This is a genomic window from Streptomyces sp. NPDC058864, assembly GCF_042742985.1.
Lineage (GTDB): Bacteria > Actinomycetota > Actinomycetes > Streptomycetales > Streptomycetaceae > Actinacidiphila.
Window position 1 is genome coordinate 67,658 of record NZ_JBHYMQ010000030.1, and the last position, 18,963, is coordinate 86,620.

The window sequence follows — 18,963 nt, forward strand, 5'->3', positions numbered from 1 at the left end:
CACGCAGTCCGGCCGCGGCCGGACGTGACCCCTGACCGGCGGGGTGCGGGGCCGCGCGTCCGGAGCACGGGATCGGCCCGGTACCGGATCAGCCCGGCGCCGGGGCCAGCGCCTCCCAGCGGACGGTCACCTCGCCCTGGCGCCAGCGGGCCGCGGTGTCCGTGACCGGCCAGCCGCCCGGGCCCGCCAGGCTGCGCACCGCGCGGATCCAGCGCTGCCGCGCGCCCAGGGAGGCGAAGGGTGCGGCGGCCGCCCACGCGCGGTCGAAGTCGCCGAGGAACGCGTGCACGGGTTCGCCCGGCACATTGCGGTGGATCAGCGCCTTGGGCAGCCGCTCCGCCAGGTCGGAAGGGCGTTCCAGCGAGCCGAGCCGGGTGGCGAAGGTCACCGTGCGCGGTCCCTCGGGGCCGAGCGCGACCCACACATGGCGGCGGCCGATCTCGTCGCAGGTACCCTCGACCAGCAGCCCGTCCGGCGCGAGCCGGGCCCGCAGCCGCGTCCACACCTCGGCGACCTGCTCCTCGTCGTACTGGCGCAGCACGTTCGCCGCCCGGATCAGGGCCGGTCTGCGGCCGTCGGGGAGGGGCACCTCGAAGCCGCCGTGCGCGAAGGAGAGCCCTTCGCGGGCGTACGGCCGGGCGGCGGCCACCCGGGCCGGGTCGATCTCGATCCCGACGACCTCGGCGTCGGGGCGCGCGGTGCGCAGCCGTACCAGCAGTTCCAGGGCGGTCCAGGGCGCCGCCCCGTAGCCCAGGTCCACGGCGAGGGGGTCGTCGCTGCGGCGCAGCGCGGCCCCGTGCTGGGCGGCGATCCAGCGGTCCATGCGGCGCAGACGGTTGGGGTTGGTCGTTCCCCGGGTCACCTCGCCGACCGGCCGTGTCGCACGCATGCGACGAGCCTATGCGAGCCCCCGGGCGGCGGATCCGGGCCGGGTCGAGGGTCACGCTTTGGCAAAGCGGAAATGGATCTAGGCCGTCCGCTGGTTGAGACCGTTGATGGGTGGCGTCCGCTCCGCCGCCCGCGCAGAAGTGGAGGACGCGACGTGAGCCAGTACGTGGCGAAGGTCCTGGCCGGTGGTGGGCACCGCCGGCTGCGGCGCCATGCCGGTGGGCGCCGTCCGCGGCGCGTGGCCATGCTCAGCGTGCACACCTCGCCCCTCCATCAGCCCGGCACCGGGGACGCGGGCGGCATGAACGTCTACATCGTCGAGCTGGCCAAGCGGCTCGCGGAGGGCCCCGGCGTGGAGGTGGAGATCTTCACCCGCGCCACCACCGCCGCCCTGCCGCCCACGGTCGAGCTGGCCCCCGGGGTCCTGGTGCGGCACGTGGACGCCGGCCCGTACGAGGGCCTGAACAAAGAGGACCTCCCCGCGCAGCTGTGCGCCTTCACCCACGGGGTGATGCACGCCGAGGCCAGCCACCGGCAGGGCCACTACGACCTGGTGCACTCGCACTACTGGCTCTCCGGCCACGTCGGCTGGCTCGCCGCCGAGCGCTGGGGCGTCCCGCTCGTCCACGCCATGCACACCATGGCCAAGGTCAAGAACGCCGCGCTCGCCGAGGGCGACACCCCCGAGCCCACGGCCCGGGTCATCGGCGAGACGCAGATCGTCGGTGCCGCCGACCGGCTGATCGCCAACACCGCCGAGGAGTCGGACGAGCTGATCCGGCACTACGAGGCCGACCCCGGCAAGGTCGCCGTCGTCCACCCCGGGGTGAACCTGGACCGCTTCCGGCCGGACGCCCACGGCGGCCGGGCCGGGGCCCGCGCGCGCCTCGGCCTGCCGCAGGACGCGGTGATCCCGCTCTTCGCCGGCCGGATACAGCCCCTCAAGGCGCCCGACATCCTGCTGCGCGCCGCGGCGATCCTGCTCGCGGAGGATCCCTCGCTGCGCGACCGCCTCGTCGTCCCCGTCGTCGGCGGGCCGAGCGGCAGCGGCCTGGCCAAGCCCGAGCGGCTGCACAAGCTCGCCGCCCGGCTCGGCATCTCCGACCTGGTGCGCTTCCAGCCGCCGGTCGCCCAGGACCGGCTCGCGGACTGGTACCGGGCGGCGTCCGTGCTGGTCATGCCCTCGTACAGCGAGTCGTTCGGGCTGGTGGCCATCGAGGCCCAGGCCTGCGGCACGCCGGTCGTGGCGGCATCGGTCGGCGGGCTGCCGGTGGCCGTGAAGGACGGCGAGACCGGCTTCCTCGTCGCGGGCCACGACCCGGCCGACTACGCGCGCGCCCTGCGCCGCTTCGTCGAGCACCCGCAGCTCGTGCCCGCCATGGGCTCGGCCGCGGCCAGGCACGCGGAGTGCTTCGGCTGGGACGCGGCCGCCACCAGGACCGCCGAGGTGTACGCGGGTGCGATGGCCGAGCACCGGCGTCGCCTACGATCGCCGCATGGGTGAGCGGGAGCAGACGGCGGCGCGCGCGGCGGTCGAGCAGGCACTGGAGGACGCGGAACTCGGCTGGGAGACCGGCGCCGGGGGCGAGTACGTCGTCAAGCTCCCCGGCACGCGCAAGCTCTCCACCACCGTCGCCCTGGCCGTGGGACGGCACACCCTGACGGTCAACGCCTTCGTCGTGCGCCGCCCCGACGAGAACCACGAGGCGTTCTACCGCTGGCTCCTGGAGCGCAACACCCGGCTGTACGGGGTGGCCTACGCCATCGACGCGCTCGGTGACGTCTACCTCTCCGGCCGGCTGCCCCTGGTCGCGGTGACGCCCGAGGAGGTCGACCGGGTGCTGGGCGCCGTCGTGGAGAACGCCGACGGCAGCTTCAACACGCTGCTGGAGCTGGGCTTCGCCGACGCGATCCGCAAGGAGCACGCCTGGCGGACGGCGCGCGGCGAATCCACCCGCAACCTCGACGCGTTCACGCATCTGATCGGCAAGGCGGACAAGAGCGCCGAGTAGCCCTCCCTCGCCGCGCGCCCTCTCCAGCCCTCGCCAGCCCTCGCAGGGCCGGTTCCACCCCGTTCCCGGGGTCTTCCCAGGGATCGCCGCTCCGTGGCACCCTCATGCCCGTCGCACATCTGAATGTTGTTCAGATACGTGAAAGGCGGGTTCTGTTCATGGCCATCAGCCGCAGACGCATCCTGCAGGCCGGCGGCGCCCTCGCGGTCGTCCCCCGGCCCACCGCCGTCCCGGCCCCCGGGCGGCCGGACCCGACCGGACCGCCCGAGGAGCTGTGGGCGGAGTTCACCCGCGCCCCGCACACCCATCCACAGATCCCCTGGGTCGGCCAGGCCGGCTGCGCGGGCGGCACCCGGCACTTCCCCCGGCGCCCGGTTCGCGCGGACGTCCTGCGGTACGGCGCCCGCCCCGACGGAAGCGCCGACGCCGCGCCCGCCATCAACCGGGCGATCGAGCACGTCGGCGCGAGCGGCGGAGGCACGGTCCTGCTCCCGGCCGGCACGTACCGCATCGACGACGTCGTCCGGATCGGCCACAGCGGCGTCACCCTGCGCGGAGCGGGCAGCGGGGCCACCGTGCTGCGCGCCGGACGGTCCCTCTCCGAGGCCATCGGCCCCTACGGCAGCCGCTACGGCGGCACCAAGTCCGCCTGGTCGTGGGCGGGCGGCCTGGTCTGGGTCTGCCCCACCGACCGCTACCGCACCCTCATCGACGCCATCCGCGCCCAGGACTGGCCGTTCGAGGGCTGGACCGGCAACCGCCGCGACGAATGGCGCCCGCTCGCCCGGATCACCGGCACCGCCCGGCAGGGGGACCGCACCGTCACCGTGGACACCCCCGGAGCGCTCCGCCCCGGCGACCGGGTGATGCTGCGGCTGTCGGACCCCGACGACCACAGCCTGCTCGACCACATGGCGGGCGACGTCGAGGGCACCGCCACGTACGACTGGTCCGACAAGAGCAAGGTGCTCAGCTACGTGCCCTACGAGTGGCCGGTGCGGATCGCCGCCGTCCACGGCCGGCGCGTCACGCTCGCGCAGCCCCTGCCGCTGGACGCCCGGCCCGCGTTCGAACCGATGCTCACCACGCTGGTCACCCCCGTCGTCGGCAGCGGCGTCGAGGGCCTCACCATCGAACTGCCGGACATCCCGCAGGCCCCGCACCTGCTCGACACCGGCTGGAACGGACTGGCCCTGCAGTGCGCCTGGGACTGCTGGGCCGACGACGTCACCGTCGTCAACGCCGACAACGGCTTCCTGCTGGTTGCGGCGAAGGGCGTCACCCTGCGCCGCACCCGCGTGTCCGGACGCGGCGGCCACCACCCGTACGCCTGCCGCGAGGGCGCCCACGACAACCTGGTCGAGGACTTCGTCATCGACCCCCGCACCGTGCCGGCCCCCGCGGGCACCCAGTTGCACGGCATCAACGTCGAGGGCCTGTCCAGTTACAACGTCTGGTCGCGCGGGCGGATGGCGATGGGCACCTTCGACACCCACCGCGGACTGCCGTTCGCCAACGTCCGCACCGGGATCACGGTGAACAACGACGGCTCGCACGGGGGCGACGCGTCGGCGGGACCGCTGTACGGGGCGCGCTTCGCGCACTGGAACGTCACCGTCACCAACGGCCGGGCCGGCTGCGTGAAGATCGACGACGTCGCCCCGTGCAGCGCGACCGTCGGCATCTCCGAGGTCACCGCCTTCGGCCAGGTCGACGTCCCCGACTTCACCGGGCCGCTGAACTCGCGGCTCGCCTCGTACGGGAACCCGGCGGTCACCCCGCCGAACCTGTACGAGGCGCAGCGCGCCCTGCGCAAGGCCTAGCAGTCCGCCGTCGGCTCCGGCTCCGGTATCCGCGCCGGGGCCGGCGGCACCGCGTCCACCGGCGCGGCCTGCATGCCGCGCTCCCGCAGCAGCAGCCAGTAGCCCGCGCCGGCGACCGTGCCGACCACGGCGCAGGCCCCCCACACCACGCCGCCGCCCCAGCGGTCCAGCGCCACGCCGCCCAGCAGCGGGCCGGCGAACGCCGCCGCGGGCCAGGACAGGGAGTACATGCCCTGGTAGCGCCCGCGCGCGTGGGCCGGCGCCAGGTCGGCGACGAGCGACATCGAGGCCGGCGCGTGCAGGATCTCGCCGATCGTCCACACCGCGACCGCCAGCGCGTAGAACGGGACCGAACCGGCGAAGGCGGTGAGCCCGAAGCCCCAGCCCATCAGCAGCGTGCCGGCGGTCAGCAGCGCCGCCACGCTCCGCCGTTCGACGAGCCGGGTGAGCGGGAGCTGCAGGAGCACGATGAGCAGGCCGTTGAGCCCGATGACCAGGCCGTACTCGCTCGCGGAGAAGCCCTGGCGGCCCATGTCGACCGAGAGGGTCGTCGAACCCTGCTGGGTGACCGTGCCCAGGAGGAACGTCAGCGCGACGAACGCCATGAAGCGCCGGTCGCGCAGCACGACCCCGAGGCCGACCCGGGACTTCCCGCTCCCGGCGGCGGCTGCCGCCGTTGCCGCCGCCGCTTCGGGCTCCCGGCCCGGCATCGACTCCGGCACCTTGGCGTAGATCACCAGTGCGCAGAGCACCGTCATGAAGGCGTCGCCCAGGAACAGCCAGAGGTAGCCCTGCGAGGCGATGAGTCCGGCCGCCGCCGAGGAGACGGCGAAGCCGATGTTGATCGCCCAGTAGTTGAGCGAGAACGCCCGCACCCGGTCCGCGGCGGGCACCACGTCCGCCATCATCGCCTGCACCGCGGGGCGCGAGGCGCTGCTCGCCACGCCGATCACGGTCGCCACCGCCGCGATCTGCGCCTGCCCGTCGACGAAGGCGAGCGTCGCCGTGCCGGCCGCGGCCGCGACCTGCGCCAGCAGCATCGTCGAGCGCCGCCCCATCCGGTCGGTCAGCACCCCGCCGACGACCGCGCCGACGGCGCCGCCGAGGCCGTACAGGGACGCGACGAGACCGGCGTAGGTGGCCGAGTAGCCCCGGTCGAGGGTCAGGTAGAGGGCGAGGAAGGTGACGACGAAGCCGCCGAGCCGGTTGACCAGCGTGCTGGTCCACAGCCACCAGAAGGTCCGGGGGAGTCCCGACACGGTCTCCCGTACGGCACGTCTGACATCGGGCACGGCGGCTGCTCCTCGCGGCGTTCGGGGCGGCATAGGCGTAATGGCGTAATGGGCCAGCTTGGCCTGCGCAGCTTACATCCGCCCTCCGGAGGGCACCAAGAGGTTTTCTCTTAGACTCCATGGCATGGCAGAAGCTCCCTACAAGCTGATCCTCCTCCGCCACGGCGAGAGCGAGTGGAACGCGAAGAACCTCTTCACCGGCTGGGTCGACGTCAACCTCAACGAGAAGGGCGAGAAGGAGGCGGTCCGGGGCGGCGAGCTGCTGAAGGACGCCGGACTCCTCCCCGACGTCGTCCACACCTCCCTCCAGAAGCGCGCGATCCGCACCGCGCAGCTGGCCCTCGAGGCCGCCGACCGGCACTGGATCCCCGTCCACCGCAGCTGGCGCCTCAACGAGCGCCACTACGGCGCCCTCCAGGGCAAGGACAAGGCGCAGACCCTCGCCGAGTTCGGCGAGGAGCAGTTCATGCTCTGGCGCCGCTCCTACGACACCCCGCCGCCGCCGCTCGAGGACGGCACCGAGTTCTCCCAGAGCGACGACCCGCGCTACGCCTCCATTCCGCCGGAGCTGCGCCCGCGCACCGAGTGCCTGAAGGACGTCGTCGAGCGCATGCTGCCGTACTGGTACGACGGCATCGTCCCCGACCTCCTCACCGGCCGCACCGTCCTGGTCGCCGCCCACGGCAACAGCCTGCGCGCCCTCGTCAAGCACCTCGACGGCATCTCCGACGCCGACATCGCGGGCCTGAACATCCCCACCGGCATCCCGCTCTCCTACGAGCTCGACGCCGACTTCCGCCCCGTCACCCCGGGCGGCCGCTACCTCGACCCCGAGGCGGCCGCGGCGGCGATCGAGGCCGTGAAGAATCAGGGCAAGAAGAAGTAGCCCGACGCGATCAAGCCCCCTACCTGCGGTTTCTCCGCGGGGAGGGGGCTTGTCGCCGCTCTGGGGCCGTCTCTGGGCCGTCAGCCCGTTGATCGGGCCGTGCTCAGTCCTTCAGAAACTCCGGCTCCGGCCGTTCTCTCGTCTCCGCGTGTGCTCGCACCTCGCGGAGGGCCGACACGGCTGCCGCAGCGTCTTCCTCGGGCACGCCGGCGAGGAGCCAGCCCGATCCGCAACCAGCGTACGGACCCCGATCTCTCACCCCAAGGGCCAGACCTCAAACTCTCTCCACACCACCCGCGTGGGACATGTACGGCATCATGATGGCCAGGCTGTGCAGGGAGGGGGCTCGGTGGTAGAGCGGCATGGCACGCGCAAGGGGTGGCAGCACTGGGTCCGGCTGACGCTACCGATATTCAAGGCGGCGAGCGTACTGCCATGGTGGTTGTATCTACTCTTCTGGATTCAGCTCGCGATCTCACTCTGGTTGACCTTCTGGACCTCGATGACCGGTCCCCTCATCTTCCTTCCGGTGCTGTCCTACGGGGCCATCTTCAACTGGCATCGCAGCCGGAGTACGTCGTAAGGAGTCCGGCTCCGTCCGAGCCACCCCCGCGGTCGTGCCATATCCGTCCCAGAAGGGGCGGGATCCCACGGGGCATCAGGGTGCGCGAGGGTACGTACTGCCGGACTCTGCGCAGGACAGAAAACTTCAGGTCAGCCTTGGGTCCACCCAACCTCGCTCCTAAAGCGGTGGCCGTCGGCAGCATCCCCTACTGGGTGTCGAGTTGGCGCCGGGCGAAGAGGATTCCCCCGAGGGTGCTCTCGGCTGAGCTGAGAGTCATCTGTGCCTCGACCGTGAAGCCGGCATCGTTGAGCCAGGCGGCCACTTGCCCAGGCTGACGGCGATGGACGTAGACCTTCATCGGGTGGCCGCCATAACCTTGGGTTTTCAGCCGTGGCTCATCACCGACATGGAAGCTGAGCAGCAGGGGGCCGCCGGGCCGTAAAACTCGCCGAAAGTGCCTGAGAACCGAGCCGATCTCGTCGTCGGGGACGTGGATCAGCGAGTACCAGGCAACCAGGCCGGCCATCGAGGCGTCGGCAAGGTCGAGGTCTGTCATGGAACCGACCTCGAACCGTAGGCCGGGGTGATCACGCCGAGCTATCTCGATCATCGCGGGCGACAGATCGATTCCGAGCGTGTCCACGCCCAGTTCATGCAGGTAGGCCGTAATCCTCCCTGGCCCGCATCCCACGTCCGCAACCGGCCCCGCGCCTGTGGCGCGCACGAGGTCGGCGAAGAGCGCCAGGACCATGCGTTCGTAGGGCGTTTCATCCAGAAGGTTGCGCACCTGGTCCGCATAGTTGGTGGCGACTGTGTCGTAGGACGTCCGGGTGTCCAACAACCAGCCTTCAGCGCTCATGCCCAGACACGGTAGTCGCTGCCAGGGGTACCGGATGCTGCCCGGCCGAACTCCCGACATGGTGACCACCGACCATGCGGTACAGCAACCAAGCACAGCAACCATCGTGACCGCAGCCGACCGACATTGCCCCGGACGACCGGCTGAGCTGCTGAGCAGACCTCAGCGACCGTCGCGCCCATAGTTCGCATCGAGAGGGTCAGTGGTTCGAATCCCGTCAGTCCCACAGACTGCCTGATTTGTGAGCGCGTACGGGACCCGATCTCTCGCCCCATGGCAGCTCCAGCCCAAAGCCGCTACGCACCGGCCCCAGACGCGCGGCAGGTCAGCGCCATTCCGCTACAGCTCAGGAGGGGTTTCGGCACCCCAGGGGTCGACCCCGAGGCCGATGAACCGACTGTGATCTCGGTCGTGAAGGAATCGCGCTCCGCTGTAGGGCAGGTCGAAGGTCCAATGCTCGGGCAAGTCACGTGCCGCGTAGCGGCAGAGCAGCTCGACCATGCCGCAGTCGAAATGTGCCCAGCAGTCGGGGGTAGCCCAGTGCCGGCGCCAAATCACCGTGGTCCAGTTGTTGGGGTCTGGTGAGTCCGCGCGCCAGCACAGCAGGTCCGCATCCACGGTATAGCCCCAGGCAACGAGGAGTTCGGGTTCCTCGTACTCCAGCTCTTCGGCCGTGAACTCGGCGGTTGCCGTGTCCTCCTCGATGGTGGAGCCCTTGCGATACACCTCCTGGACGGGCGGGATGACACCGAGGTGGCCGTCGAATACGCCCTGGCCGTAGACGCGCATGAACTGCTTGTAGTCGTCGGGGAATCCTCGCGGATACCGCTTGGCAAGCCCGTCCCAGTCCACCGTGTTTCCGCCCTTGGCCGGAGCCGTGACCAAAGACATGAGGCGCGTCATGGACTCGCCAGGGGGCTGCTGCATTGTCTCTCCGCTGTTGGATCGCGGCGTCGAGGTCTACCCGAACACCCTGCCGATCTCGTATCTGCGGCGACTCTACTTCCAAAGCTCCACCCCCGATTGTTCATGCGGCCAGTCGGGTATCCGGGCCGTCTCTGGGCCGTCCGAGGTAGCTCAACAGCGGCCAATGACGACCAATGACACCCACTCCGGCGTACCGAAGCGCCGCTCGGACCAGCGAAAACGCAGGTCGCCAACTTCTCGGGCAAGACCCGGGGCAAGAAGAAGTAACTTTCGCGATCATGCCCCTGATCCGTGCTTTCGGTGCGGATCGGGGGCATTTTCGTGGTCTGGGACCTCCCTGGAACCTCAGCCCGTGTGATTCTGCGGGCGGAGAGCCCGTCCGAGAGCCTTCCGGGACCGCTTCCGGCCGCTTGGCATGAGGTGCGCGTACGCCTAAGGCGTCAGGGACTCCCCCCAAAGCCGATACGTCGACCTCTGCTCTGGTCTCACCACTTTCCCGCGAGCACCCGGATGCGGTGGCCCAGCACCTTTCCGAAGGCGGCAGTGAAGTGGGGATCAAGGGGCGGCCAGTCGTCGAACTGGAAGCCGAGGTGGGCGAAGGCGAAGTAGTCGTGCGTCCACTCCCAGTCGGGAAGCGGAGCGCGACGAGCGCAAGCCGGGCAGCCGAGGTCAGCCGCGCCCGTGGTGTACCAGGTGCCGACGACCTCAGTGGACCAGGCGGAGGTCGCGCTATGGCAGCGGGGACAGATCGCGGAAGGGACGTCGCCCGGACCGGCGAGGAAGACGGTACGACCCGCCACAACCTGCACTTCCCCGCCGGGCTCCTCCTCCAGCTCCTTGATCCGGGCCCGCCAGTCCCACGGGACCAGGTCGACGGCCTCCCGCCAGCGTGGCCCGGCCAACTGCACCGCACTGTCTTGCCACGGCACCAGGCGGATGAATCCCTCCGCCTCCAGCCACTCCCTACCGCGCTCGCCCCACGCCACCGCTTCCCCCGCTGAGGCATCCAGGTCCACAACGGTCTGCCGGTAGGTCCCCATGGCCTTCCCCCCCGTCTTCATGATTGTTCCGGGCCGACACCGGCCACAGGTTGGGCGCGCGACCCGTGCGCGCCCCCGTGTCGTGAGGGCACCCCTTCTGCCCAGCGCCTTCGCCGGCCACTGTGGCGAGCGTGGGATGTGAACCCATGGTGACATCGCTGCCATGGCGGATTCCGAGATCGTTCGTCGATTCGGCTGGTCCAGTCTGCGAGGGTGCACGGATGCTGACCGAAGATGAAGCCAGGACGCTTGTGCTGCGGGAGCTCGCACGGATGTCAGAGGCGCGCCCCTGGGACCTTGCGATCGCCGGTGTCAAACCCGTGTCGTTCGGCTGGGTGTTCTACTGGTGCGCGCGACAGGACATCGGTCGCCCCGCCGGCACGCGGCCGACCCTCGGCGGGAACGCCCCCTTCTTGGTGGACCGTGAGAACGGGCGGCTCGTTCAGAGAGGGACAGGCGTACCCATGTCCCAGCAGATCGCGGACTATGAGCGACGGCTACGGCGTGAGGCTCACGCCCGGAACGCGGCGGCGAAGCGCGCGAGGCAGCAGGGAAGTACAGCGGCCGACACGGCCAGTAGGGATTCCGACGGGCCATGAGGTGCCCAAAGGCAGGCTCGGCGCGGCATGGTTGTCGGACCGCGTGCGGTCCGGCGTCATCGTGCGGTCACCGGGGACCCGGGAACCGGGCCGATCGACGCGACTTCCGTCCGAGAGGGGCACCGAGTGAAACCCGTGACGACCGATCGCCTCCTGCTGCGCCTGCCGGCCGAGGACGATCTCGACCCGCTCCTCGCGATGAACGCCGACCCGGAGGTGATGAGGTACATCGGCGACGGCTCGGTCCGGCCGCCGGACCGTGAGCAAGCCGCACGCGGCATCGCGCTGGCTCGTCGGGAGTGGGACGAACGGGGATTCGGCATGCTGTCCCTCATCGTGCGGGAGACCGGACGGTACGCCGGGTGGGTCACTTTGACCGTGCCCGCCTTCCTGCCGCAGATCCTGCCCGCGGTGGAGATCGGCTGGCGGCTGGCGCGCGAGCAATGGGGGCACGGCTACGCCACCGAGGCGGCGCGCCCGCTGCTGCGTTTCGGACTCGACGACTGCGCCCTCGACCGGGTCGTCGGCATCCGCCACGTCGAGAACCTTCGCTCGGAACGGGTGATGGACAAGCTGGGCATGCGGTTCGAGTTCGAGACCGTCGTACCCGCGCACGGCCGGCCGGTGGCGGTGCACGCGATCACGAAGCCCGTCGCCCGGCCCGGGCGCGCCTGACCGCGCGGGTGTTGGGTCGGCTGCACATGGCAGGGCGTGCCCGACTCGGTCGCCGGGCCGCCGCTTTCGGCGGCGCCGGGTCATCCGTGCGAAGATCGCGCCTGCGGCCGCCGGGTCGCACATTTGTCGCATGGGGGGCCCTGCTGTGGATGTCATCGGATGGACCGTGTTGGCGCTCTACTGGCTGCTGACCTTCGGCTCCGGTATCGCCGCCCTCTGCGCCGGCTGGGTCGCCCCGTGGCTCAGGAGGACGGTGTCGTCGCCGCGCCTCAGCGGCTGGGCGGACGTCTGCGCGGGCTTCGGAGGCACGCTCGCCGTGGGCCCGGTCCACCGTCACCTGGGCGGGTCGCCGATGTCGGTGGTCGCCACGACCGTGGGCTTCTGCCTCATCCTCGGCGCGTTCGGTCTCTACCGGCGGTCCTACCGTCCGGCGCCGGCCGGGGCGGCGGAGGCGCCCGACGCCGTGCCGCAGCGGACCGCGGCAGCCGCCGTCCCCGCGACGGCCGACTCCCATCAGCCGTAGGCGCAGCGGGACTTCGTTCCCTCACGACCGTGGTGCACCGGCGCCCGACGGGACATGCTGTGCGCATGGAGGACGAGCCCCTGGAGCAGTGGCTGCGACGGCGCGAGGAACGGCAGGCACGGAAGGTGGGCCGGCTCCGTGCCGGCACGCTTGCACCTGGGCCGCCGCGGGGTGCTCACGTGGCACCGGACGCCCCGCGTCTGATCTCGCGGTGGGACGGCCATGCCTGGCAAGCGGTTGCCGTCGTCGCCGACCTTGCGGAAGCCAGGGCCGTCCTGCGCGCGGCGCGGAACGGCCGGCGGGCGGCCCCTCCGGCCGGAGGCGACGCCGCGGCCGCGCACCCTCCCGCGGCGGCCGCCGACAGGCGGGAGGCGAGGCTGCGGGCGCTGCTGGACGAGTAGCCGGCCCCCGGTGTGCGCACCGCCGCTCAGGAGTAGAAGCCCCGGCCGAACTCCTCGGACGGGTGGGCGAATTCGTCCGGGCGCTCCCTGCGCAGCACTTCGTACCGGGCTGAGACCACGTCGATCGCCTCGTGGATCGAGCAGCCGGGTGTTTCCCGGATCGTCAGCAGCGCGGGCATGATCCGGTGGTCGAGGATGTCGCGGTCCACCCTCGCCGGCAGTACGGTCACGGGTCCTCCCAAGTCGCCGTCCCGGCAGCGGAGTACAGCGATCGCGCGGGCGGCGGTCAACCGGATTCGCCCCGCGCCGGAGCCCGCCGGGGCGGTGTCGGCGGCCGTCGCTAGCATCGGCGGCAGCCTTGGGGGAGGCCGCCGGGGGTACACCGGCGAATTCGTCCTGGCGGCCGCGACACCCCGTTGGAGCGGCCGCCCGTGCCCGACCCGAAGGAGAGGACCCCGTGGAGATCGACCCTGAGACCGACCCTCAGACCGACCCCCTCGCCCACCCCGGTCACCGTCCCGCTCCCGGCAGCCCGCACGGCGCCGCAGTGGAGAAGGCGGTGCTGGACCTCCCCCGCGACGGGCACCTGGTGCTGGAGTGCGCCGCGGACGAGCAGTGCTACGTCCAGGTATGGCGCCGCCCGGACGGCACGTACCAGCTCGAGTACCGCGACCGCGCCCCCGCGGAGCACTACCGGACGCACACCGTCTCGGCGCAGGAGGTCATCGCGGCGCTTCAGGGCTGGACGGCGGGCGGGCCCGCCTGGCGGGACGCCTTTTCATGGGAGTCGATCGGCTCTTGGTTCGCCGATTCCTAGGGGCCTAAGGTCGTTTCCCGTGACCGAGCCCTCCCTGCATCCCGCCTCGACGGCCAGTGCCTACGACTCCGTCGCCGTCCTCTACGCCGAGCTGTTCAGCAACTGGCTCGGCTCGCTCCCGCTGGACCGCGCGCTGATCGCGGCCTTCGCCGACTCCGTTCTGGCGGCCGGCGGCGGGACCGTCGCCGACCTCGGCTGCGGCCATGGATACGTCACCGCGCACCTCCGGGACCTCGGGTTGGACGCGTTCGGCGTGGACCTGTCCCCCGAGATGATCCGCCTGGCCCGCGAGGCGCATCCGGACCTGCGTTTCGACGTCGGCTCGATGGACGCCCTGCACGACGTCGCCGACGGCGGGCTGGACGGGATCCTGTCCTGGTACTCCGTCATCCACACCCCGCCGCGCGACCTGCCCCCGTACTTCGACGAGTTCCGCCGGACGCTGGCCCCGGGCGGCCACCTCCTGCTGGGCTTCTTCGAATCCGGCGGCGGCCCCCTCGACGCGTTCGACCACAAGGTGACGACGGCCTACCGCTGGCCGATCGACGACCTCGCCGCCCTGGCGGTGTCCGCCGGTTTCACCGAGACCGGCCGCATGCTCCGCGAGCCCGGACCCGACGAGCGCTTCCGCAGGGGCCACCTGCTCATGACCCGGGACTGACGGCCGCACCGGACGAGGGGGCGGCCCTACGGGTCGGACCGGCGTCAGCGCAGCCGCGAGGAGGACAGGATCGACGCCAGGTGGGCCACGACCATGAGCCAGGTGACGGCCGCCAGCGCGGCCAGGGTCGCGGCGCTCGGGACGGTACTGCCGGTCACGGCGTCCGCGACCGCCGCCGCGAGGAGCACGAGGGAGGCCTCGATGCCGTTGGTGAGGCGGTGCACCTTGAGGGCGGAGGCGAACCGTCGCACGGCGGCGACGCCCTCCGAACGGGGCCGGGCCGCCTCGTCGTCGGCGACGGGGAGGCCCCGCCGGGCGCGGGCGACGTCGACGAGGTCGGTGGACGCCTTCAGCAGCACGACCCCCAGGGCCGTCGCGAGTCCGACCGAGGCCCAGTACGCCGAACCCTCGTGGGCCACCCGGAAGCCCGCCCCGGTCATCAGCGCCGCGTCGGCCAGGTAGGCGCCGAGGCGGTCGACGTAGATGCCGGTCGCGCTGTTCTGCCCCTTCCACCGGGCGACCTCGCCGTCCACGCAGTCGAAGAGGAGGAAGAGCTGGAAGAGCAGGGCCGCCAGTACGGCACCGGCGAGCCCCGGGACGAGCAGGGCGGCGCCCGCAGCGACGCCGCAGACGACCATGGTCCATGTCAGGGTGTCGGGGGAGATCCGGGTGCGCACCAGCTGCCGGGTCACGCGGAGCGACACGCGCCGCATGTAGAGGCGGCCCGCCCAGTGCTCGCCGTTGCGACTGCGCAGCTTCGCCTGCGGCTGGCAGACCTCGCGCAGTTCCGTCAGTGCCGGGGCAGCAGACATGACCGTTCCCTCCCGCCTCATCGGCGCACCGTGGTGATCGGCACAGGGTAGGGGACGGGCCGGCGGCGCCCGTCGGGGGCCCCCGGGACTGCGGAGCGGTGCGTCGGCCGGCACCGATGAGTTTCCGGCGCCCGAGCCGTCATGAGGAGGTACGCGCCCATGCGTCAGGAGGAGGCAGCGATGACCAGCGAGGGTTTCACCACGTGCTTGTGGTTCGACGGGAAGGCCGAGGAGGCGGCGAACTTCTACGTCTCGATCTTCAAGAACTCCGCCATCGGCACGATCGGCCGCTACAACGAGGCCGGGCCCGGGCCCGCCGGCTCCGTGCTGGCGGTGGAGTTCACGGCCAACGGCCAGAAGTTCGTGGCGCTGAACGGCGGTCCGCAGTTCACCTTCAACGAGGCGGTCTCGTTCCAGATCCGGTGCGCCGACCAGGCCGAGGTCGAACACTACTGGGAGAAGCTCACCGACGGCGGGGAGGAGGGCCCCTGCGGGTGGCTGAAGGACCGGTACGGGGTGTCCTGGCAGGTGTTCCCCGAGGTGCTGCTGGAGATGGTCGGGGACGCCGACCCGGAGAAGGCCAGGCGGGCCACGGAGGCGATGCTGTCCATGCAGAAGATGGATCTCGCCGCGCTGCGCCGCGCGTACGACGGCGTGTGACCGGGGAAGCACGGCGCCCGGGGGCCCGTCCGGATCGACCGGACGGGCCCCCGGGCGTGAAGAGCGCGGGTGGCGTGGAACGTGGAGTCAGCAGCTGCCGCCGCAGCGGCAGGGCGCTCCGGACTGGCAGCCGCATCCGCAGCCCGATCCGCAGCCGCACGCGCCGAGCAGCGGCAGTTCGCGGATGCCGGGGGACTGCGGGGTCCCCTCGGGGGACGGCTGGTCGCGGGCGGTGGGTGACGTGGGGGACTCGGGCATGGTTACCCTCCTCTGCCGTTGGCGACGGCTGCCTGCATGCCTGCCACCAGTGAACGACGTCGCACCCCGGCGCATCAACGGCGCGCGGAAGCGTTCGGCCCCTGAGGGCGCACCCGCCCCGCGCGCCGTACGGCGCCGTGAGCCCCTTCCGGACGACGGGACCCGGCTAGTCCGCGGGCATCGGGGTGGGAGGCGGGGACAGCTCGTCCGCGTGCTCGCCCGTGACGAGGTAGACGACGCGCTTGGCGACCGAGACCGCGTGGTCGGCGAAGCGCTCGTAGTAGCGGCCGACGAGCGTGACGTCGACGGCCGTCTCGATGCCGTGCTTCCAGCGGTCGTCGAGCAGGTGCTGGAAGAGCGTGCGGTGCAGCTCGTCCATGCGGTCGTCGTCCGCCTCCAGCTGCAGCGCGTCGTCGACGTCCTTGGTGACGATGACCTCGGCGGCCTTGGCCATCAGGCGCTGCCCCAGCTGGCCCATCTCCAGGATCGTGCTGTGCAGGTCGTTCGGGACGGCGGTGTTGGGGAAGCGCAGCCGTGCGAGCTTCGCCACATGCCGGGCGAGGTCGCCGGAGCGCTCCAGGTCCGCGCTCATGCGCAGGCTGGTGACGACGATCCGCAGGTCGGTGGCGACGGGCTGCTGGCGGGCGAGCAGGGTGATGGCCCGGTTCTCCAGCTCGCGCTGGAGGTCGTCCACCTTCTCGTCGGCGGCGATCACGCTCTCCGCGAGCTTGAGGTCGGCGTCGAGCAGCGCCGTGGTGGCCCGCCCGATCGCGGAGCCGACCAGCCGGGCCATCTCGACCAGGCCGTCACCGATCGAGTCGAGTTCCTCGTGATATGCGTCGCGCATCGCGTTCCTTCCGTTGCCTCTTCAGCCGTTCGAAAAGAGGATTGTCCTCCCACGCTGACACGCTCCCAACCTCGCGGGCGCACGCGTACCGCTCGAGCATCCGGAATGAACCGGTACTGACACCACGGTGAACTCTTGGCAACGCGCGTTCGAGAAGACGCTCCGACCCTGTGGGCCACTCATTTCGTCCCCCTAACCTGGGTGTATGGACGTGAACGCGGCAGTCGCCGCAGCCAGTGCGATCGCCGGGCTCTGCACCGGTGTGATCGCTGTGCTCGCGTTCCGCTGGAGCGAGCGGGAACAGGCCCGCCCCACACGCACATCCCTGCGGCCCGACGCCGCAGCCGTACTACCGCCGGGCGTGGACACGGTGCTGTCCGTGCTGCGCTCGTCGGCCGTCGTCCTCGACGAGGGCGACACGGTGGTCAAGGCGAGCTCGGCGGCGTACGCCCTCGGGCTGGTCCGCGGCGGCAGGCTCGCCGTCGACCAGATGCTGCAGATGGCCCGGGAGACCCGGCGGGACGGCGAGATACGGCAGGTGGAACTGGACCTGCCCCGCCGGGGCGCCGGCCGCGGGGAGGGCCTCGCGGTCTCCGCCCGGGTGGCACCACTGGGCTCGCGCCTGGTGCTGCTGCTGGTCGAGGACCTGACCGACGCCCGGCGCATCGAGGCGGTACGGCGAGACTTCGTCGCCAACGTCAGCCATGAGCTCAAGACCCCGGTCGGCGCCCTGTCGCTGCTCTCCGAAGCGGTGATGGACGCCAGCGACGACCCGGAGGCCGTCGAGCGCTTCGCGGGCCGGATGCAGATCGAGGCCGCCCGGCTGACCAGCCTGGTCCAGGAGATCATCGACCTCTCCCGGGTCCAGGACGACAACCCCCTCGACGACGCCGAGCCCGTCGCCGTCGACGACCTCGTCGCCGAGGCCGTCGACCGCTGCCGCCATCCGGCGAACGCCAAGCAGATCACCATGGCCACCGGCGGTGCCCCCGACCTGTACATCTGGGGCAACCGCGGCCAGCTCGCGGCCGCACTCGGCAACCTCGTCGAGAACGCGGTCAACTACAGCCCGGCCCGCACCCGCGTGGGGATCGCGGGCCGCAGGGTCGCCGCACCCAGTGGCGACCTGATCGAGATCTCCGTGACCGACCAGGGAATCGGCATCTCCGAAAAGGACCGGGACCGCATCTTCGAGCGGTTCTACCGGGTCGACCCGGCGCGTTCGCGCGCCACGGGCGGCACCGGTCTCGGTCTGTCCATCGTCAAGCACGTGGCCGCCTCCCACGGCGGGGAGGTCACGGTGTGGAGCGCCGAAGGCCAGGGCTCCACCTTCACCCTGCGGCTGCCCGAAGCCGCGGTGTCCCGGGACGGCCGGGACCGCTCCACCGCCGTGGCGGCGGAGGACGGGGAGCCCGAGCCCGGCTCCGGTTCCTCCTCCGCGCTCTACGAGACGTTTCCCGATCACATCCCCGCCCCGGAGGTCCTCCCGTGACCCGAGTACTCGTCGTCGAGGACGAAGAGTCCTTCAGTGATGCCCTGTCGTACATGCTCCGCAAGGAGGGCTTCGAGGTCGCCATCGCGGCGACCGGGCCCGACGCGCTGGACGAGTTCGAGCGCAACGGCGCCGACCTGGTCCTGCTCGACCTGATGCTGCCGGGCCTGCCCGGCACGGAGGTCTGCCGCCAGCTGCGGCTGAAGTCCACCGTCCCGGTGATCATGGTCACCGCGAAGGACAGCGAGATCGACAAGGTTGTCGGTCTCGAAATAGGAGCGGACGACTACGTCACCAAGCCCTACTCCTCCCGCGAGCTGGTCGCCCGCATCCGCGCCGTGCTGCGCCGCCGCGGCGAGCCGGAGGAGATCTCGCCCTCGGCCCTCGAGGCCGGCCCGGTCCGCATGGACGTCGACCGGCACGTCGTCACGGTGGGCGGCGGCAAGGTCGACCTGCCGCTCAAGGAGTTCGACCTCCTGGAGATGCTGCTGCGCAACGCGGGCCGCGTCCTCACCCGCATGCAGCTGATCGACCGGGTCTGGGGCGCCGACTACGTCGGCGACACCAAGACCCTCGACGTCCACGTCAAGCGGCTCCGCGCCAAGATCGAGCCGGACCCGGGTGCGCCGCGGTACCTGGTGACGGTCCGTGGCCTGGGCTACAAGTTCGAGCCGTAAACCGGCCGACGCCGGCACGCCGGACGGAGTCCGGCGCAGCGCTGCGAAGCCGGTGAGGCCCTCTGGGGCCGAGCGGTGCGAGGAGCGCACGCGGGATCGGGTTCGAGCCGGACCCGGGTGCGCCGCGGTACCTGGTGACGGTCCGTGGCCTGGGCTACAAGTTCGAGCCGTAAACCGGCCGTGGAGCCGGTCGTGAACCGGCCGACGCCGGCGTACGAAGGGGCCCCGGGAGCACATCGCTCCCGGGGC

Annotated in this window: 21 protein-coding genes; 12 read left to right on the top strand and 9 right to left on the bottom strand. The window is 71.6% G+C overall.

Annotated elements, in window-relative coordinates:
- Positions 1-88 precede the first annotated feature (88 nt).
- Positions 89-889, bottom strand: a complete 801-nt coding sequence (locus ACFW3D_RS22870) for a class I SAM-dependent methyltransferase (protein ID WP_500506442.1) — start codon at positions 887-889, stop codon at positions 89-91.
- Positions 890-1,042: 153 nt separating this feature from the next.
- Between ACFW3D_RS22870 and mshA the strand changes: the two genes are divergently transcribed.
- The 3 genes from mshA (at position 1,043) to ACFW3D_RS22885 (ending at position 4,723) form a co-directional block, all read left to right on the top strand.
- Positions 1,043-2,392 carry a D-inositol-3-phosphate glycosyltransferase gene (gene mshA, locus ACFW3D_RS22875; protein WP_500506444.1) on the top strand — a complete coding sequence of 450 codons (1,350 nt, stop codon included), beginning with the start codon at positions 1,043-1,045 and terminating at the stop codon, positions 2,390-2,392.
- Positions 2,385-2,900, top strand: a complete 516-nt coding sequence (locus ACFW3D_RS22880) for a YbjN domain-containing protein (protein ID WP_500506446.1) — start codon at positions 2,385-2,387, stop codon at positions 2,898-2,900. Before mshA ends, ACFW3D_RS22880 begins: the two co-directional genes overlap by 8 nt.
- A gap of 158 nt (positions 2,901-3,058) precedes the next feature.
- Positions 3,059-4,723, top strand: coding sequence for a glycosyl hydrolase family 28-related protein (locus ACFW3D_RS22885; RefSeq protein WP_500506448.1), 1,665 nt, complete (start codon positions 3,059-3,061; stop codon positions 4,721-4,723).
- Here ACFW3D_RS22885 and ACFW3D_RS22890 read toward each other — a convergent pair.
- Positions 4,720-6,015, bottom strand: coding sequence for an MDR family MFS transporter (locus ACFW3D_RS22890; protein WP_500506450.1), 1,296 nt, complete (start codon positions 6,013-6,015; stop codon positions 4,720-4,722). The two genes, ACFW3D_RS22885 and ACFW3D_RS22890, sit on opposite strands and share 4 nt — an antisense overlap.
- A 124-nt stretch (positions 6,016-6,139) precedes the next feature.
- Between ACFW3D_RS22890 and ACFW3D_RS22895 the strand changes: the two genes are divergently transcribed.
- On the top strand, positions 6,140-6,901 hold the full coding sequence (locus tag ACFW3D_RS22895) for a phosphoglyceromutase (protein ID WP_500506452.1): 762 nt from the start codon (positions 6,140-6,142) through the stop codon (positions 6,899-6,901).
- Between the two features lie 770 nt (positions 6,902-7,671).
- On the opposite strand, the gene ACFW3D_RS22900 is transcribed toward ACFW3D_RS22895, so the two are convergent.
- From ACFW3D_RS22900 to ACFW3D_RS22910, 3 genes are all read right to left on the bottom strand, one after another.
- Positions 7,672-8,325, bottom strand: a complete 654-nt coding sequence (locus tag ACFW3D_RS22900; protein ID WP_500506454.1) for a class I SAM-dependent methyltransferase — start codon at positions 8,323-8,325, stop codon at positions 7,672-7,674.
- Positions 8,326-8,664: 339 nt separating this feature from the next.
- On the bottom strand, positions 8,665-9,252 hold the full coding sequence (locus tag ACFW3D_RS22905; protein ID WP_500506456.1) for a hypothetical protein: 588 nt from the start codon (positions 9,250-9,252) through the stop codon (positions 8,665-8,667).
- 485 nt (positions 9,253-9,737) lie between these two features.
- Positions 9,738-10,313 carry a hypothetical protein gene (locus ACFW3D_RS22910; RefSeq protein ID WP_500506458.1) on the bottom strand — a complete coding sequence of 192 codons (576 nt, stop codon included), beginning with the start codon at positions 10,311-10,313 and terminating at the stop codon, positions 9,738-9,740.
- A gap of 713 nt (positions 10,314-11,026) precedes the next feature.
- On the opposite strand from ACFW3D_RS22910, the gene ACFW3D_RS22915 reads away from it, so the two are divergent.
- From ACFW3D_RS22915 to ACFW3D_RS22925, 3 genes are all read left to right on the top strand, one after another.
- Entirely contained in the window at positions 11,027-11,566 is a 540-nt protein-coding gene (locus ACFW3D_RS22915; protein ID WP_500506460.1) for a GNAT family N-acetyltransferase, read from the top strand.
- Positions 11,567-11,711: 145 nt separating this feature from the next.
- Complete coding sequence (locus ACFW3D_RS22920; protein ID WP_500506462.1) at positions 11,712-12,089, top strand: hypothetical protein; 378 nt, start codon at positions 11,712-11,714, stop codon at positions 12,087-12,089.
- 65 nt (positions 12,090-12,154) lie between these two features.
- Positions 12,155-12,490 (top strand): DUF6087 family protein, encoded by a 336-nt coding sequence (locus ACFW3D_RS22925; protein ID WP_500506464.1) that lies wholly within the window; start codon positions 12,155-12,157, stop codon positions 12,488-12,490.
- Between the two features lie 26 nt (positions 12,491-12,516).
- On the opposite strand, the gene ACFW3D_RS22930 is transcribed toward ACFW3D_RS22925, so the two are convergent.
- Complete coding sequence (locus tag ACFW3D_RS22930) at positions 12,517-12,720, bottom strand: hypothetical protein (protein ID WP_500506466.1); 204 nt, start codon at positions 12,718-12,720, stop codon at positions 12,517-12,519.
- A gap of 227 nt (positions 12,721-12,947) precedes the next feature.
- On the opposite strand from ACFW3D_RS22930, the gene ACFW3D_RS22935 reads away from it, so the two are divergent.
- Positions 12,948-13,307: a hypothetical protein gene (locus tag ACFW3D_RS22935; protein ID WP_500506468.1), complete on the top strand. Its 360-nt coding sequence runs from the start codon at positions 12,948-12,950 to the stop codon at positions 13,305-13,307.
- 19 nt (positions 13,308-13,326) lie between these two features.
- Positions 13,327-13,968 (top strand): class I SAM-dependent DNA methyltransferase, encoded by a 642-nt coding sequence (locus ACFW3D_RS22940; protein WP_500506470.1) that lies wholly within the window; start codon positions 13,327-13,329, stop codon positions 13,966-13,968.
- Between the two features lie 44 nt (positions 13,969-14,012).
- On the opposite strand, the gene ACFW3D_RS22945 is transcribed toward ACFW3D_RS22940, so the two are convergent.
- Positions 14,013-14,780, bottom strand: a complete 768-nt coding sequence (locus ACFW3D_RS22945; RefSeq protein ID WP_500506472.1) for a CDP-alcohol phosphatidyltransferase family protein — start codon at positions 14,778-14,780, stop codon at positions 14,013-14,015.
- Between the two features lie 180 nt (positions 14,781-14,960).
- Here ACFW3D_RS22945 and ACFW3D_RS22950 point away from each other — a divergent pair, with 180 nt between their 5' ends.
- Positions 14,961-15,440: a VOC family protein gene (locus ACFW3D_RS22950; RefSeq protein WP_500506474.1), complete on the top strand. Its 480-nt coding sequence runs from the start codon at positions 14,961-14,963 to the stop codon at positions 15,438-15,440.
- A gap of 87 nt (positions 15,441-15,527) precedes the next feature.
- Here the strand turns inward: ACFW3D_RS22950 and ACFW3D_RS22955 are convergent, their stop codons facing one another.
- Positions 15,528-15,698, bottom strand: coding sequence for a hypothetical protein (locus ACFW3D_RS22955; protein ID WP_158689751.1), 171 nt, complete (start codon positions 15,696-15,698; stop codon positions 15,528-15,530).
- 166 nt (positions 15,699-15,864) lie between these two features.
- Positions 15,865-16,545, bottom strand: coding sequence for a phosphate signaling complex protein PhoU (gene phoU, locus ACFW3D_RS22960; protein WP_500506476.1), 681 nt, complete (start codon positions 16,543-16,545; stop codon positions 15,865-15,867).
- A gap of 205 nt (positions 16,546-16,750) precedes the next feature.
- Here phoU and phoR point away from each other — a divergent pair, with 205 nt between their 5' ends.
- The gene (gene phoR, locus ACFW3D_RS22965) at positions 16,751-18,037 is read left to right on the top strand and encodes a two-component system sensor histidine kinase PhoR (protein WP_500506478.1); all 1,287 of its coding nucleotides are present in this window, start codon (positions 16,751-16,753) and stop codon (positions 18,035-18,037) included.
- Positions 18,034-18,714 (top strand): two-component system response regulator PhoP, encoded by a 681-nt coding sequence (gene phoP, locus ACFW3D_RS22970; protein ID WP_018559602.1) that lies wholly within the window; start codon positions 18,034-18,036, stop codon positions 18,712-18,714. The genes phoR and phoP overlap by 4 nt, the downstream gene beginning before the upstream one ends.
- The last annotated feature ends 249 nt before the right edge of the window (positions 18,715-18,963 follow it).

Bases quoted from the DNA above. Each gene is read 5' to 3' on its own strand.
- ACFW3D_RS22895 (WP_500506452.1), top strand. From the start codon at position 6,140: ATGGCAGAAGCTCCCTACAAGCTGATCCTCCTCCGCCACGGCGAGAGC.
- ACFW3D_RS22885 (WP_500506448.1), top strand. From the start codon at position 3,059: ATGGCCATCAGCCGCAGACGCATCCTGCAGGCCGGCGGCGCCCTCGCG.
- ACFW3D_RS22955 (WP_158689751.1), bottom strand. From the start codon at position 15,698: ATGCCCGAGTCCCCCACGTCACCCACCGCCCGCGACCAGCCGTCCCCC.
- phoR (WP_500506478.1), top strand. From the start codon at position 16,751: ATGGACGTGAACGCGGCAGTCGCCGCAGCCAGTGCGATCGCCGGGCTC.
- ACFW3D_RS22870 (WP_500506442.1), bottom strand. From the start codon at position 889: ATGCGTGCGACACGGCCGGTCGGCGAGGTGACCCGGGGAACGACCAAC.
- ACFW3D_RS22910 (WP_500506458.1), bottom strand. From the start codon at position 10,313: ATGAAGACGGGGGGGAAGGCCATGGGGACCTACCGGCAGACCGTTGTG.
- ACFW3D_RS22950 (WP_500506474.1), top strand. From the start codon at position 14,961: ATGACCAGCGAGGGTTTCACCACGTGCTTGTGGTTCGACGGGAAGGCC.
- ACFW3D_RS22925 (WP_500506464.1), top strand. From the start codon at position 12,155: ATGGAGGACGAGCCCCTGGAGCAGTGGCTGCGACGGCGCGAGGAACGG.
- ACFW3D_RS22880 (WP_500506446.1), top strand. From the start codon at position 2,385: ATGGGTGAGCGGGAGCAGACGGCGGCGCGCGCGGCGGTCGAGCAGGCA.
- ACFW3D_RS22945 (WP_500506472.1), bottom strand. From the start codon at position 14,780: ATGTCTGCTGCCCCGGCACTGACGGAACTGCGCGAGGTCTGCCAGCCG.
- phoU (WP_500506476.1), bottom strand. From the start codon at position 16,545: ATGCGCGACGCATATCACGAGGAACTCGACTCGATCGGTGACGGCCTG.
- ACFW3D_RS22900 (WP_500506454.1), bottom strand. From the start codon at position 8,325: ATGAGCGCTGAAGGCTGGTTGTTGGACACCCGGACGTCCTACGACACA.
- ACFW3D_RS22905 (WP_500506456.1), bottom strand. From the start codon at position 9,252: ATGCAGCAGCCCCCTGGCGAGTCCATGACGCGCCTCATGTCTTTGGTC.